The organism is Salinibacter sp. 10B, from assembly GCF_002954405.1.
Lineage (GTDB): Bacteria > Bacteroidota > Rhodothermia > Rhodothermales > Salinibacteraceae > Salinibacter.
On the sequence record NZ_MQWC01000004.1, the window covers coordinates 1828473 to 1843747 of the forward strand.

The window sequence follows — 15275 nt, forward strand, 5'->3', positions numbered from 1 at the left end:
CACTGCTCACGCTTTCCGGGCAATGGGAAGACGAGCCCAAAAGAACAGCGAGTGAACACAGTCCGCAACGCTTCTTTTGACCAACCGCTATTGTCGTGACGCTGCTCGCCCTCGAAACGGCCACCTCCACCTGCGGTGTGGCGCTGTTGCACGACGACACGGTCGTGGCAGAAGCCCATCTGCATCGCCCCCGCATTCATTCCGAGCGCCTTACGCCCCTCATCGAAGACGTGCTGGCCCACAGTGGCGTGGAGGCGTCCACACTGGACACGGTGGCGGTCTCGATGGGACCGGGCTCGTACACCGGCCTCCGAATCGGCGTGAGCACGGCGAAAGGGTGGGCTCTTTCTACGGGCGCCAACCTGATCGGCGTGCCGACGCTGGACGCCTACGCAGCCCAGCTCCGCCCCGTTGCCCAACCGGGAGACGTGGTCTGCGCCCTGCTCGACGCCCGCCGCGATGAGGTGTATGCCGGGGCCTTCTGCTGGACGGAGGGACGGATCGAGCCCCACGCTCAGACGAAAGCCCTGACGGTCGATGTTCTTCCTGATTGGATCGGCGAGGTGAGCGGTCAACTCTGGCTCGTCGGTGATGGAGCGGCGAAGAGCGCGGACGCTCTTTCCAACGTTGGCTCTGCACACACGATGATTTCTCCCACCGACCTTCCTCCCTCCGCTGCCTGGGTGGGCCGCCGCGGTCGCGCCCGCATTGCCACCGACGGTCCCGACGACGTCGCGTCCTTCGAGCCGTTCTACGTGAAGGACGTCCACGCCACCCCTGCTCCGTCTCCGTTTGCGTAATGCCGCTGCACGGGCCGTTCGCCGGGCCGCCTCCGTCGACGTCGACGACCTCGGCACGTAACTACGCCAGACAGGCCCATTAGCGGTGGAGATTGTGTACGGATTTGGACTTTGCGCTCGCCGTTTCGGATCTTCAGCGAGCCTATGGGGCCTGCAGGAGAGACGATTTTCCTGATCCACGGGCTCCGCGGGTACATTCGTCATTCGCCACTCGCAATTCGACCCTGTTTGTATGCCTTGGTTTCGGCGCGAGAAGGCCGGCATTCGCACCACGCGCGAAGAGCAAAATGAAATGCCCGAAGGGCAGTGGGTGAAGTGTCCCGACACGGGCGAAATCATCAACCGGCGGGAGTTGGAGGAAAATCTCCTCGTCTTCCCCAGCTCGGGGTACCACTTCGGGATGGACAGCCACAAGTACTTCGACTTCCTCTTCGACGACGGGGACTACACGCTCCACGATACGGACCTTCGGTCGGTGGACGCCCTTGAGTTTACCGACCGGAAGGCGTACGCGGACCGACTCGAAAAAGCCCGTGAAGAGACGGGGCAAAACGAGGCCGCACAGGCCGCCACCGGAGCCTTGGGGGGACACGAGGTGTCGATGGTGGGCATGGACTTTAGCTTCATCGGCGGCTCGATGGGATCGGTCGTGGGGGAAATCGTGGCGCGGGGCATCAAACGAGCCTATACGGAAGATCGCCCCCTCATCACGATTGCTCAGAGCGGCGGTGCTCGAATGATGGAAGGAGCTCTTAGCCTGATGCAGATGGCCAAAACGAGCGCGCATCTCACGCGCCTGGACGAGGCTGGCCTACCCTATATTTCCATCTTCACCCACCCTACCACCGGAGGGGTCACGGCCTCGTTCGCAATGCTGGGCGACATTCACATTGCCGAGCCGGAGGCCCTCATTGGGTTCGCGGGCCCTCGTGTCATCCGGGAAACGATTGGATCGGACCTACCGGAGGGCTTCCAGCGATCTGAGTTTCTGCTGGAGCACGGCTTCCTAGACATGATCGTGGACCGCCGGCGCCTGCGTCATCGCCTCATCCATCTGCTGAACCTGCTGATGGAGTAGGGCCCCTGAAGCGGCCGAGCCTCCACGTCCCGGGCTGAACGGCCCCACGGACTCTCTCGGTTATATGTCCCCAAGTGCCTGTGCCGAGACCCAACCGGTAGTCCCATCGCGCAGCCGCACCTTACTCCACTGTACTCGACGCGACCGCACCTCTAGCAGTGCCCCCTCCGGCAGGGTCGTGTCGGATATCGCTTCGGGACTTGGAGCCGCGCGGAGCGGGGCCTCGCCGGCCACCACCACCGCCCGGTGGTCGAGCGACTGGACGTAGGCGGTCCCGAACGCCGTGGCAATGCCCAGCAGCCCAACAAGAACCCCTCCCCCCACGAGCAGGAGACGCCCTCTTTGCCCCAGGACCGATGCCCCCCAGGCTACCGCTGCCACCAGTCCGCCGATCAGCACCCCCCATCCTCCCCAGAATATCGCCCGGGGCGACCAGCCTCGCACAATGCTCTGGAATCTTCCCGGGAAAGGACGCTGAACGGGGGAATACACGCCAGCACGGCGACGGACCTGCTCCAGATTGTGCCCTACACGCGGATCGGCAGGGCGGAGCCGACGTGCTTTCTCGTAGTAACGAATGGCCTCGCCCCATTGATTGAGCCGGACATACGCGTTTCCGAGATTGTAGTACAGCGCTCCGCTCTCCCAGTCGCGGCCCAGAAGCCGCTCGTACAGATCCACCGCCCGGCCGTACTGCCCCTGAGCATAGGCCGCATTGGCCGCCTGGAGCCCCCGCGAGAGGGAGTCGGGCTGGGCCCACACCGATGTGCAGCAAATCCCCATCCCTGCGACCAGAAGAAAAAGCCAGCGCAGAGGAGGCCGGTGTGTCATAATCTCATTTCGTGTTTCAAGGATGGACGCTCTTCCCGTCATGGCCGACGCTAATCACTACGTCTACGTTGTTGAGTGCACCGACGGTACCTATTACACGGGCTACACAACGGACGTGGAGCGGCGCATCACAGAACACAACGACGGCACCGGCGCCCGATACACACGAGGGCGGCGCCCCGTTGAGCTGGTACACGTCGAATCGTTCGACACGCAGTCCGACGCCATGCAGCGCGAGTACGCCATCAAGCAGCTGCGTCGGTCGGCCAAGGAAGCCCTGGTGAAGGACAGCTGATCTTCTTGAGCTCCGGAGCACGCCGCGGGGTCAGAAGTAGCCGTGGAGTTGATCGTGCCCTTCAGGCTTGACGCTGAGCTCGGCCTCGTTCTGCTCGCCGAGATGCGGCACTTTGCTTACCCCGACAGGCACGTCCGATATCACCTCGTCTACGTCGTCGAGTCGAATCGTGACCGTAGGGGGGTCAAGGTCGAGCATGGCCTCCTGGAGCGCGTCTGCGAATGCAGCCCCGTCGGGGCGAAGCGTCAACTTTACGGAGTAGCCTTTCGGGTGATCGATATTGTCGTCGGGGTGCGGGGTGGCGGACACGACGCCCGCTGCGATCGCATCGGTCACGTCGGTAGGCGCGTCGTCGTCCGCTCGCTTCCACTCAAGCGCTCGAATAGAATGATCCATGACGAGCGTGGACTGTGTGACTATTCGTTCGTTTCGACACCGAGGGTAAACTCCGCTCCGCAGTGGTCACACCGAAGCTCGATTGCCTTCTGTGGCCCATCGTCGAGACCGGTTTCCCGAAACTCCGGCGTCCCGTCGGGACTGCTCGAAATCGGCGTGACGTCCTCAAAGGTGAAGTCTCCCGTGAGTACGTTTGCGCGGCCAACGGTACGGTCGCACTCAGGACACGAAAAGGGCTGCTCGGCAGCCCCGTCTCCGGATACAGGTTGGGTGGGTTCGTCCATGCGTAAGGGGCAAAAAGCGTGAGTGAGAATCGGTGGCAGTGCAGCAGCATAGGGCATTGTGTACGCAGAGCCACCATTCAGTTCTCCATGAAAGGGGCGTAGGGAGACGGCTTCTTCAATGTTCACGTTTTCGATACGACGGGGGTCCTGAGGGAAACGGCGGACCCACTCCGGAATATAGTCCATCGTCTTTTTGTTCTATCGCATCCAACGCCCCTGATTTCTCATGTCCACCATGCACGCTGTTCAGGTTCCCGAGGCCGGCGGTGACTTCGAAACAGTTGAACGCCCGATCCCCACCCCTGCCCCCAACGAGATCCGCGTTCAGGTGGACGCCTGTGGCATCTGCCACAGCGACGCCTTCGTGAAAGAGGGGACCTTTCCTGGCATCGACTATCCCCGCGTCCCGGGTCATGAGGTCGCTGGAGTTGTGGACGCCATCGGTGAGAACGTCTCCCAGTGGCAAGAGGGGGACCGCGTGGGCGTGGGCTGGCACGGCGGCCACTGCTTCACCTGCGATGCGTGCCGCGAAGGCGACTTTGTAAACTGCGAAAACGCGCTCATCACCGGCATCAGCTTTGACGGGGGATACGCCGAGTACATGACGGCCCCGGCCGAGGCCGTCGCAAAAATGCCCGACGATCTGTCCGCAGAAGAGGCAGCCCCACTTCTCTGCGCTGGCATTACAACCTACAATGCGCTTCGCAACCAGGGCCTCCGCCCGGGCGACCTCGTGGCCGTGCAGGGCATTGGCGGACTGGGCCACCTGGGAGTCCAGTACGCAGCGGCGATGGGCTGTGAGGTGGCTGCCCTTTCGACGAGCGCGGACAAGGAGGACCTCGCCCTCACCCTCGGGGCCTCGCACTTTATCGACGCCTCGTCGGACGACGCCGCAGAGGCCCTTCAGGCGCTCGGGGGCGCCGACCTCATTCTCGCGACCGCGCCCAATTCGGATGCGATCACATCCGTCGTTGGCGGGCTTGGCCGGGACGGCTCGCTCGTTATCGTAGCCGCAACTGGAGACCCCGTAGAGGTGCCTCCGATGGCGCTTATTCAAGGCCGAAAGTCTGTCTCGGGCTGGCCTAGCGGCAGCGCCAATGACTCGGAGGACACGCTCGACTTCAGCGCGCTCACCGGCGTCACGCCTGAGATTGAAACCTTTCCCCTCAACGAGGCGGGCACAGCCTACGACCGTATGATGACGAACGAGGCTCGCTTCCGCGCTGTGCTCACAATGAATCATTAAACGAGTCCTCGCCCGGCTTCCGCCCACCCATTAAAGGTAGTCGCGCGGCTCTACAAGGGTCATATTCGGGTGGCCCCGAACAAACTGCCGAAGAAAGGCGGAATGGCCGGCCCCGAAGAGGACGATTGCCCGGTCGCCGGGGGCCGTGACGGCGGTCAGATTGGCAAAAATGTGCAGGTTGCGGTTGTAGTACGCCCGCACGGGACGAACCCCGATGTTCGTCGAGTCGGCTCCCACTTCTAACATGCGCATGTACGGCGCGTAGAGGGTTTGGATGACATCGGGGTCGTTCAGGTGCCGCAGCATGCTCCCGATCGGGGCCTGCCCGATACTGTCGAACTCGGCCACCAATCGGCGGCCGTACCGTTTGTAGTATTGGAGGAAAGAGGGCCTGTGCGTCTGCGCGTAGGCCCTCACCGTATCGATCGGAAACGAACGATCATGATGGTCAACTGGGTGGATGTAGTCGTGGTCGGCCCTGTCAGCGAGGCGAAAGCCGAGCTGCTGCCGCTCATTGGGCGTCAACTCATGCCCCCCCGTCCGGTAGGCCTGGTACACGCTATCGAGCGTCGCTGCCTCACGCTCCGGCCACTCGACAGCGATCACTGTCGGCCGGAAATCCAGCAGAGAATCGACCACCGTCTGGATCTGGTTCTGCCGCTCCGGGGTGGTCACGTCCCCGACGCGAGGATTGAACGTGTCCTGTCCCGGATTGGCAAAGTGCAAGGACCCAAGCACCATGACGTGGATCGTGGAGTCGGGCGCCGGGGACGCACGGCCAGCCTTCCCTTGTCCCCTTGCGGATAACTCCCCCGATACGGCCCCTCCCCCTGCCACAATCCACAGAGCGACAAACACACGGAGGATCGTATGATGCATTGATCAGCGATTCTTTCGTTACGATTATCGGATGGGAAAAACGTAACGGCCGCGAAGGGAGGATAAAAGTCCCACCAAGACATCTTGAGGGCTCCTCAACACAGTAACCCGGGGTCCCAGATGCCGTTGAGGAGGCGAGCGCTGGACTTTTCTCTGCTTCCGTGCCCATGGCGTCCTCGCCCAACCCTGCTGTTTCGTCTGCGCTGATTCGCCGAAGTCCTGTCTACTACGGCTGGATTGTCCTGGCCATCTCGACGCTCGGCATGGCAGCGACCCTTCCGGGCCAGACGGCAGGGGTCTCGCTCTTCATCGATGCCTTTATCGAAGACCTTGGCCTCTCACGGTCGGCCGTCTCCTGGTTCTACACGGCGGCTACGGTGCTCGGCTCTCTCGCCCTGCCCCTCGTGGGACGGCTGCTGGACCGCTTCGGACCGCGTCGCATGGCGGTGGGCATTATTGCATGCTTTGCCGCTAGCTGCGTAGGAATGAGTTGGGTAAGCGGATGGATCGGCGTGTTTGTGGGCTTCGTGTGCCTGCGTGGATTCGGACAGGGAGCGCTCGGCCTCATCAACAACCACTCGGTCAACCTGTGGTTTGAGCGGCGGCGCGGACTGGCTGTTGGCATCCTGGGCCTTGGAATGGCCGGAGCCACAGCGCTCTTTCCTCCGCTCATTGACGAAGGCATTCAGGCCTACGGCTGGCAAACAACCTACCTCATCATGGGCGGCCTCTTGGCGGTCACCATGCTGCCGCTCGGGGCACTGCTCTACCGCGACGCCCCGGAACGCTACGGCCTCTCGGCCGACGAGCCGGCGGCCCCCGCAGAGTCGTCGTCCGAGGACGAGGCAACTGTGCGCGGGGTGAAGCCGGACACGGCCTATCGAACGTGGACCTTCTGGCTCTTCACCGTGGCTGGAGTGTGCACGGCGGGCTTCGGCACCGGTCTTCTCTTCCATCATTTCTCGATTCTGGAGGAGGTCGGCGTGGGCCGCGACTTGGCCGCGCAGTTCTTCATTCCGCTCGGCGTGGTCACGGCCGCCTTCAACGTCGGCACGGGCTGGCTCGTGGACCGCTACCCGCCCCGCTTCCTGCTGGGATTGCAGCTCACCCTCTTCGGCGCCATGATGGGCCTTCTCCCGGTCGTGAACACGACGGTCGAGGTCTGGGCCTACGGCAGTGTCTTCGGGGTCGCACAGGGCATGCAGCAGGCCCTTCTGGGGAGCGCATACGCCTACTACTTCGGGCGCCTGCACCACGGCACGATCCGCGGCCTCGCCAATACCGTCTTTATCGGCGGCACGGCCATCGGCCCGGCGGTATTGGCCCTGGGCCCCGATTTCATGAGCGGCTTTGCCCCAATCCTCTGGATCATTACGCCCATCCCCCTCCTGCTTGCCCTTGCGTCTTTTGGGGCATGGGTCCTGAACTGGGACGCGTCGGTGCTGGTAGAAACAGACTAACAGCCTCTGTGCCGTTCCCGAGCGCAGGGGCCTCGCACATGTCCCTTCCCAATCGGCCTCTGTCTCCATGCCTCGTCCGTTTTCTGCCCCCTCCTACCGGGTAAAGCACGTCTTCCAAACGGTGCAGGGAGAAGGCTTTTGGGTGGGGCGGCCTGCTCTGTTCGTCCGGCTGGTGAGCTGCAACATGTGGAGCGGCTACGAGGCTGACCGCGCCCGTGACGCCGACCGCACCGGGGCCGACTGCCCGCGCTGGTGCGACACGGATTTTACCAAGGAGGGCGCCTCGACCCTCACGGCCGACCAGTTGACCGATCAAATGCGTGAGATTGGAGGCCCTGCCATTGACTTCTGTGTGCTGACGGGCGGAGAGCCGCTTCTCCAGGCCGACGCTGCGCTCGTTCATGCCCTGCACGAGGCCGGATACGAGGTCGCCCTTGAAACCAACGGCACGGTCCCGCTCGCCGACGCGTTCGGCAACGACAATTCCGAACAGTTGCATACGCCGGACTGGGTCACGTGCAGCCCGAAACGTCCGGAAGACCAACTCGCGCTGGAGCGGTACGACGAACTTAAGCTCATCGTCCCCGACTATCGACCGTCCAACTACGCTCAGTTCGCCGAGCACGCAACACCCCATTCCATCAACGGTCGGGAACGACGACTGCTCTGGCTCCAGCCGGAGGACGGCCCGCGGTTGGAGGAGGCACAAGCAATGGCCGTTGACCTCGCACTGAAGCACCCCGAGTGGCGTGTAAGCACGCAGACGCACAAGGTATTGAACGTGAAGTAGGGCCCCGTCCGCCCGCCGTTCTCGTGTGTGATTTCCTGTTCTTGAAGCGTGATGCGTGTGAGCGCGACGGACGTCCGATCACGCCCTCCCGGTCCCGCATTTCGATCCCTCCGTGCTCGCGTCCGACAGAGGAGATCCTCTACCGCGGGGTATGCGCCTCGTTCATGAGCGTAGTCATGCGCGTCACGATGTCGGGATGGGCATCCGCCACGTTCTCCGACTCCGCCGGATCCGCATTGAGATTATAGAGCTCCGGTGTGCCTCCCCCAATCGAGTCGCGCACGGCCTTCCAGGGCCCCTGCCGGACGGCCTGCCTCCCCCGAAATTCCCAGTAGAGGTGATCGTGGGCGGCCTGTTGGGCAGAGTCGCCCACCAGCGTGGGAACGAGCGAGATGCTGTCGATCCCATCCGGCGGGGGAGTGCCGGCAAGAGCCGCGAAGGTGCGCATGTAATCGCCGAAGTAGCTGGGAAGGGCGGTGGTCCGTCCCGCGGGCACGCGTCCCGGCCACCAGGCAATTTGGGGAACCCGAATGCCCCCCTCGTACAGATCGCGTTTGCTGCCGCGCAGCGGTCCATTGGAGTTGAAATACGCTGGTTGGTATCCGCCTTCCTCGTGCGGCCCGTTGTCGGACGTAAAGAGAACCAGTGTATTCTCCGCCACTCCGTTCGACTCGACCCGGTCCAGAAGCCGTCCTACCCCCTGATCCAGACGCGAAATCATTGCGGCGTAGGCTGCCTTCGGGGTCGGCTGGGCGGTGTAGTGATTTCCCGAAAACGGCGTTTCGTCGAAGACGCTGTTCCCGTCAGCATTCAGGTACGGCGCGAGTGCATCGTCGGGCACCGATAAGGACGCATGCGGAATCGTTACCGGCAAATATGCAAAGAATGGGCTGTCGCTCTGGCTATGCGTATCGATAAACGAAAGCGCCTGCTCTATGATGGCATCATGACTGTAGGTTGCCCGACGAAGAGGAGGCCCCGATCCGGGATGCTGAAAATTTGGGGGTGCGGAATCGTCGACCTCGTTCCCCTGCAGCGGAACGCGCCGGAGCGAGTCTCGGCTGCTCTCGAACAGAAATTCCGGCCAATAAAAGTGCGCCCGGCGCTGTCCAATATATCCGTAGAAGCGGTCGAACCCCTGCCGATGGGGAACGCCAACACTTCCAGGCGCCCCGAGTCCCCACTTGCCGAACGCCCCGGTCGTGTACCCCGCCTCCTGAAGCACCTCGGCCACCGTGATCGTCGAGTCGGGAAGCGGCTGCTGACCGATCGGCATTACCTCTTCGTTTCCCCGAATGGGCGTGCGGCCTGTGTGCTGCCCCGTCATGAGCACGCTGCGGGACGGGGCACAGACCGTCGACCCGGAATAGAACTGGGTAAACCGGAGCCCCTCTTCTGCCATCTGATCGAGGTGGGGCGTTTGAATGTGGTCCTGCCCATAGCTGCCAAGATCTCCGTACCCGAGGTCGTCGGCTACAATGAGTATAATGTTAGGCCGAGGGGGGGCATTGCTTGCTTCCTCCTGTCCTGAACACCCACTCAAAATTAAGGCCGTGAGGAGAAATACGGGGACGGTTCGGCAAAGGTGTGACATGGAAATCAACAGTTCCGAAAGAAATTGGCTGTTAGTGATCGATGCGGGTGACGGTCACCGCAGGTGGATAGGCGTAATCGGTCCAGAGGCGGTCGAGTGCTTTCGGGTTCGGCGGGCCGTCGAAGACCACGAACCGATACCGGGCCTCGTAGGGCTCCCCGGGCCGAATGGACCAGCGACCGAGTTGGGAGGGCGCGTAACAAAAGTACGGCATCTCGGGATGAATGCGCACGGGCTGGGGAGAACGCACGTTGGTAGGATGGCTCAGCATGGCGAGCCCCGCACGCCGGCCGTCCACCTCGCCCCCGATGTACGTCCAACGCGCCCGCGTCTCATTGCCGTTCGACCGGTCTTTTCCCGCCGACGTTTGGAAGTGGGCCCCATCGGGCCCATACCAGGCATCCCGCCCGCGCACGGCCACGCCACCGTAGTGATAAGGCGGAAGCACAAGCGGACTTTCCGATGCGGTTGCCTGTACGACGGTGAGGTCAAAGAGACGGTAGGAAAACTCTTCTGCTTCCGATTCCACGTCGTACACCCGAAGGGTCCACTGTTCATACAGAGCCGTCACCGGCTCGGCGGCTGCGTAGTCGACGTAGCGGTGCCGTGCCCGGAGCCCCGCCTGTACGGGCCCACTCCAGGTCGAATCGAGGGCCATAGGCACCACCGCCCCGGTGCCCTTCTGCATATTCCAAAAGTCGGGTGTGCGCCCCCGGAATTCAGTATTCGTCCAGGCCGACCAGAGCCCGTGATGGTGCGGATGTCCCTCCGCATAGTCGCCCGTCACGACGCGCCCCGATGGGGTGCGAACGGGATGTACGTATCCTCCTCGTAGGTAAACGGAATCCAATTCCGGACGTGGAAGCGGCCGCTCTTCGGTCCAGTACCGAAGTACTGGCTGGCCGTCCACTGACACAGCAAGCGAACGGGGGTGGGAGCGAAGGGAAACGCTGTCCGCCGCCATACGGCCCCGCTCCAGCCGGTAGGTCCGCCGTGTACCGGCCGCCAGCCGATCGAGCACGAACCAGGCCCGATTGTCCCCAACCTGAAGAGGAACAGCCTCTCCGCCGCGCGTCTCCAGATGATAGGAGGAAGCCGGTAGATTCGGGGGCAGAGAAAAGGACACGAGCGTCTGACGCCGCTCCACGTCGCCCGCAGCAACCGTCACCTCGTACGACACGTCTGCGTCCTGCGCAAAAGCGGAACCAGGGCCCAAGAAAAGAAGGAGCGGAAGGAGCGCCCACGTGGGTACGTATTGCATGCCTCACCAAGCCGACGAGTACGGAGGAATTACTGATGGGTGGAGCCGTCAGGGATTTTCCGTTCGTCCTGCTGCCCCCCACGCGGACGCTTGAGAGGAATGCTCATGCCCCCCGTCGCCTCCAGCCGATCAAAGAGCCGATTGCGCAGGCTGTCGGCCAGTTCCGAGCGTACATTGATGAGGTTGTGCATCTCTTCCGGATCACGCTGGACATTGTAGAGCTCGTTTTTATCCCAAAGGCCGTAGTAGAAGACGTACTTCCACCGATCAGTCCGAAGACCAAACATGGTGGGGGTGTGCGGGAAATTCCACTCCCAGTAATACTCGTACAGAATCGACTCGCGCCAGTCCACGTCCGGCTGCCCCTGTAGAAGCGGCAGCGCAGACCGTCCGTCGATCTTGTTGACTGGCTCGGCGTCGGCTACGTCCAGGATCGTCGGCGCGACATCGATATTCTGCACCATCTCCTCAATCGTGCGTCCCTCCTCGATGAAGCCCGGCGCCCAGGCCAGCATCGGTACGCGCACGGACGGTGCGTACATCTGGCGCTTGTCGATGAGGCCGTGCTCTCCCCACATAAAGCCGTTGTCGCCCATGTAGATGACGAGTGTATTGTCCGCCTGCCCACTCTCCTCCAAATAATCGAGCACCCGTCCAATCTGCCGGTCCATCGAATAGAGCGACTCGCAGTAGTTGCGCAGCCGCCGGTCAAAGGAGTCCATTCCGAGGTGATACATGTGCTCCACCCCGTGCCAGCCGTAGCGCTGTTCCTGCACCCAGTCCGGCTTCATCAGATAGTTCTCCCGGATGTTTTTCATGGACTGCGGATGCGGCATTGTCTCGTCCGCATAGCGCTCCTCGTCCTTCGGGTGCGGCGTGAAGGGGCTGTGGACGTTCTTGTGCGAGAGGTACATAAAGAAGGGCTCTTCGCCCTCCCGCTCCGTCAGCCACTGCAGGGCCTGGTCGGTAATTACGTTGGCCGTGTAGCCCTCGAAGTCCCGCTCAGTGCCGTTGATATTGAGGGTGGGATCAAAGTACGGCCCCTGCCCCCGAAAGCTGGCCCACTGATCAAAGCCGCGGCGCGGCTCGGCACTGGCGCGGCCCATGTGCCATTTGCCAAAGAAAGCCGTCTGGTAGCCTCTCTCTTGTAGAGTCTCCGGAAAAAAGTGGGTCGTGTCTGGCACCATGCGCTGGTTGTCAACCACACCGTGACGGTGGGCGTGCTGCCCCGTGAGGATCGAGGCGCGGCTCGGGGAGCACAGGCTGGTTCCCACGAAGGCATTGGCCAGGTGGACGCCCTCTCGGCGCATTCGGTCCAGGTTGGGAGTCTCAAGAAAGTCGGGGGCGCGATCGTGAAAGCCCATGAAATCGTACCGGTGATCGTCGCTGAAGATAAACACGACGTTTTCTGGCACATCGCTCGACTGGGCCGGGGCGAGCCGCGGCCCGACGAAGAGCAGAAGACAAAAGATGAGGAGACGCACCTGGAAACGAGATTTGGAAACAGGCACGAGAACGGTGGGGATTGTCCAAAGACGATCGCGCAGGGTTGTGGCCCGAAACCACTGCTATGGTAAGAATCGATGCCCTGAAATGCGAACGCTGCATGAAGGAGACATCGATCGACGATGGTTGAAAGACAGGTCCTTGCAGAAAAGATGCATGGGTCGTACTCGCCTTCGTATCTGGAAAAGGTGGATATACGGAAATGCTGACGTCTACCAACGCAGCCAGAATGCTCAGAAAAGGGGGCCGTGCTCCCGGCTTGCCAGCAGAACCGAGGTTCTCTGACAAGAGCCTGTCCCCCGAAACACACATTCTGCACATATATCTTAAATTCCAGAATTTTTACGACTTTTCCGTTACTCAGAAGTTTGACCTAGCATCAAGCGAACGGTTTTGCCGTTGGTATTGGGGAGACCACTCAGGTCTCGACGTGTCGCAGCACTCCTTGTCTCACCCAGACTACTCTATGTCACAAGACCCCCCAACGGAAGCGAGCGAAACGAATGGTTGCCCGGTGATGCACAACGGTTCGAGGGAGCAGCGGAAGACCCCTGCAACGAACCGTCAGTGGTGGCCCAGCAGCCTAGACATCGAGATTCTCGATCAAAATGCGCAGGATGTCGGCCCTTGGAATGGAGACTTCGACTATCCTGACGCTTTTCAGAGCCTCGATTTCGAGGCTCTCAAGGAAGACATTGAAGAGGTGATGACCACCTCGAAGGACTGGTGGCCGGCCGACTACGGGCACTACGGGCCGCTCTTCATTCGGATGGCGTGGCACAGTGCCGGCACCTACCGCACCACCGACGGCCGGGGTGGGGGATCCGGCGGCCGACAGCGGCTGGCGCCCCTCAACAGCTGGCCCGACAACGCGAACCTCGACAAGGCCCGCCGCCTGCTGTGGCCGGTCAAACAGAAGTACGGTCGCAAGATTTCCTGGGCGGACCTGATGCTCCTGGCCGGCAACGTGGCCATGGAGTCGATGGGCTTCAAGACGTTTGGGTTCGGCGGCGGCCGAGAGGACGACTTCAAGCCCGACGGTTCCATCGACTGGGGCCCGGAAAACGAAATGGAAACCTGGGATCGATTTGACGAGGACGACGAGCTGGAAGGCCCGCTTGGAGCGACGGTGATGGGCCTCATCTACGTGAATCCTGAAGGTCCGGAGGGCAACCCAGATCCCGAATGGTCGGCCCGGCGCATCCGTCAATCCTTCGGCCGGATGGCGATGAACGACCGCGAGACGGCCGCGCTCATCGCCGGTGGCCACACGTTCGGAAAGGTCCACGGGGCCGCCGACAGTGACGAGTACGTCGGAGCGGAGCCCGAAGCAGCCCCGATTGAGCAGCAGGGCCTCGGCTGGAAAAGTGACTACGGCTCCGGCAAGGGCGCCGACACCATCACCAGTGGCATCGAAGGCCCCTGGACCGATGAGCCGACCCAGTGGGACCTCGGCTATCTTGATCTCCTGCTCGACAACGAATGGGAGGTGCACGAGGGCCCCGGCGGCGCCTGGCAGTGGCGTCCGAAGAGTGACGAACTGAAGGGGATTGCGCCGGACGCACACGATGCGTCGGCCACGGTGGATCCGATGATGCTCACGACGGACATCGCCCTGAAACGGGACCCGGACTACCGTGAGATCATCGAGGACTTTCAGGAGAACCCCGATGAATTCCAGGACGCATTCGCGCGGGCCTGGTTCAAGCTGCTTCACCGGGACATGGGACCGAAGGAACGCTACCTCGGTCCGGAGGTGCCCGACGAGGACCTGATCTGGCAGGACCCCGTGCCCGATGTCGATCACGACCTGATCGGGGACGCGGAGATCGCTGAGCTTAAAGACGCGATTCTCGATACCGACCTGTCCGTCTCCCGGCTGGTCAAGACCGCCTGGGCATCGGCGTCGACGTACCGCGACAGCGACAAGCGGGGCGGGGCCAACGGGGCGCGCATTCGCCTCAAGCCGCACCGCAGCTGGGAAGCCAACGAGCCGTACGAACTGTCCCGCACGCTGAACGTCCTGGAGAGCCTCCAGCAGGACTTCAACGAGGGGCGAGACGACGACGTGCGGGTGTCGATGGCCGACCTGATCGTGCTGGGCGGGGCTGCCGCCATCGAAAAGGCCGCGGCCGACGCCGGATACGACGTGGAGGTGCCGTTCACGCCCGGTCGTACCGACGCCACCCAGGAGCAGACCGACGTGGAGGCGTTCGAGTGGCTGGAGCCGAAAGCAGACGGCTTCCGCAACTACATCGCAGACGATCCGGGACAGGACTGGACGCCGGAGGAGTTTCTGATCGACAAGGCGGACCTGCTGGATCTGACGCCTGCTGAGATGACGGTGCTCGTCGGTGGAATGCGTGCGCTCGACGCCACCCACGAACAGGCCGACGGGCACGGGGTCTTCACCGATCGGCCGGAGACGCTGACCAACGACTACTTCCAGAACCTGCTCTCCATGGACTACGAGTGGGAGCCGGTGTCGGAGGCGAAGCAGATCTTTGAGGTTCAGGACCGCGACACCGGCGAGGTCGAGTGGACGGCCACCCGCGTGGACCTGATCTTCGGATCCAACTCCCGCCTTCGCACCCTGGCGGAGGTCTACGGCGCCGACGACGGCGAGGAGAAGCTCGTCCACGACTTTGTGGACGCCTGGACGAAGGTGATGACCCTGGATCGCTTCGACCTGGACGAGTAACTCTGTCCCTCCACGGCACATGGGGCCTCGGCCCCTCCGCCGAGGAGCGAAGAAACCCATACGTCGACGACGAAAGGCAGTCCGGAAACGGGCTGCCTTTCTTATTTTCGATTGGGACTTCCCGAGCCACAGAGAGTTGGGAAATGGGCCGTCC

General features: G+C 62.5%; 14 protein-coding genes. 7 read left to right on the forward strand and 7 right to left on the reverse strand.

The genetic code is table 11. The annotated features are described in order from the left end of the window. Positions 1–95 precede the first annotated feature (95 nt). Positions 96–800, forward strand: coding sequence for a tRNA (adenosine(37)-N6)-threonylcarbamoyltransferase complex dimerization subunit type 1 TsaB (tsaB, locus tag BSZ35_RS07700; protein ID WP_105011891.1), 705 nt, complete (start codon positions 96–98; stop codon positions 798–800). Between the two features lie 232 nt (positions 801–1032). Further along, positions 1033–1878: an acetyl-CoA carboxylase, carboxyltransferase subunit beta gene (gene accD, locus BSZ35_RS07705; RefSeq protein WP_105011892.1), complete on the forward strand. Its 846-nt coding sequence runs from the start codon at positions 1033–1035 to the stop codon at positions 1876–1878. Between the two features lie 60 nt (positions 1879–1938). Here accD and BSZ35_RS07710 read toward each other — a convergent pair whose 3' ends face one another. After that, positions 1939–2709: a tetratricopeptide repeat protein gene (locus BSZ35_RS07710; RefSeq protein WP_181149238.1), complete on the reverse strand. Its 771-nt coding sequence runs from the start codon at positions 2707–2709 to the stop codon at positions 1939–1941. A gap of 40 nt (positions 2710–2749) precedes the next feature. On the opposite strand from BSZ35_RS07710, the gene BSZ35_RS07715 reads away from it, so the two are divergent. Further along, positions 2750–3004 (forward strand): GIY-YIG nuclease family protein, encoded by a 255-nt coding sequence (locus BSZ35_RS07715; protein ID WP_105011894.1) that lies wholly within the window; start codon positions 2750–2752, stop codon positions 3002–3004. 30 nt (positions 3005–3034) lie between these two features. Here BSZ35_RS07715 and BSZ35_RS07720 read toward each other — a convergent pair whose 3' ends face one another. Next, on the reverse strand, positions 3035–3400 hold the full coding sequence (locus BSZ35_RS07720; RefSeq protein WP_105011895.1) for a hypothetical protein: 366 nt from the start codon (positions 3398–3400) through the stop codon (positions 3035–3037). A 20-nt stretch (positions 3401–3420) separates the two neighbouring features. After that, complete coding sequence (locus BSZ35_RS07725) at positions 3421–3684, reverse strand: hypothetical protein (protein ID WP_258096134.1); 264 nt, start codon at positions 3682–3684, stop codon at positions 3421–3423. A gap of 235 nt (positions 3685–3919) precedes the next feature. Between BSZ35_RS07725 and BSZ35_RS07730 the strand changes: the two genes are divergently transcribed. Further along, positions 3920–4930: an alcohol dehydrogenase gene (locus tag BSZ35_RS07730; protein ID WP_105013777.1), complete on the forward strand. Its 1011-nt coding sequence runs from the start codon at positions 3920–3922 to the stop codon at positions 4928–4930. 30 nt (positions 4931–4960) lie between these two features. On the opposite strand, the gene BSZ35_RS07735 is transcribed toward BSZ35_RS07730, so the two are convergent. Continuing rightward, positions 4961–5809 carry a DUF5694 domain-containing protein gene (locus BSZ35_RS07735; RefSeq protein ID WP_146110030.1) on the reverse strand — a complete coding sequence of 283 codons (849 nt, stop codon included), beginning with the start codon at positions 5807–5809 and terminating at the stop codon, positions 4961–4963. A 167-nt stretch (positions 5810–5976) separates the two neighbouring features. Between BSZ35_RS07735 and BSZ35_RS07740 the strand changes: the two genes are divergently transcribed. Next, complete coding sequence (locus BSZ35_RS07740; RefSeq protein ID WP_105011897.1) at positions 5977–7269, forward strand: MFS transporter; 1293 nt, start codon at positions 5977–5979, stop codon at positions 7267–7269. A 67-nt stretch (positions 7270–7336) separates the two neighbouring features. Then, positions 7337–8059, forward strand: a complete 723-nt coding sequence (locus BSZ35_RS07745) for a 7-carboxy-7-deazaguanine synthase QueE (RefSeq protein WP_105011898.1) — start codon at positions 7337–7339, stop codon at positions 8057–8059. Positions 8060–8198: 139 nt separating this feature from the next. Here BSZ35_RS07745 and BSZ35_RS07750 read toward each other — a convergent pair whose 3' ends face one another. From BSZ35_RS07750 to BSZ35_RS07760, 3 genes are read right to left on the reverse strand one after another with little or no spacing between them, the layout of a single operon-like run. Beyond that, positions 8199–9653 carry an arylsulfatase gene (locus tag BSZ35_RS07750; RefSeq protein ID WP_105011899.1) on the reverse strand — a complete coding sequence of 485 codons (1455 nt, stop codon included), beginning with the start codon at positions 9651–9653 and terminating at the stop codon, positions 8199–8201. 31 nt (positions 9654–9684) lie between these two features. Then, positions 9685–10914, reverse strand: coding sequence for a PmoA family protein (locus tag BSZ35_RS07755; RefSeq protein ID WP_105011900.1), 1230 nt, complete (start codon positions 10912–10914; stop codon positions 9685–9687). A gap of 29 nt (positions 10915–10943) precedes the next feature. After that, complete coding sequence (locus BSZ35_RS07760) at positions 10944–12425, reverse strand: sulfatase (RefSeq protein ID WP_105011901.1); 1482 nt, start codon at positions 12423–12425, stop codon at positions 10944–10946. 461 nt (positions 12426–12886) lie between these two features. Between BSZ35_RS07760 and katG the strand changes: the two genes are divergently transcribed. After that, positions 12887–15121, forward strand: coding sequence for a catalase/peroxidase HPI (gene katG / locus BSZ35_RS07765; protein WP_105011902.1), 2235 nt, complete (start codon positions 12887–12889; stop codon positions 15119–15121). Positions 15122–15275: the final 154 nt, after the last annotated feature.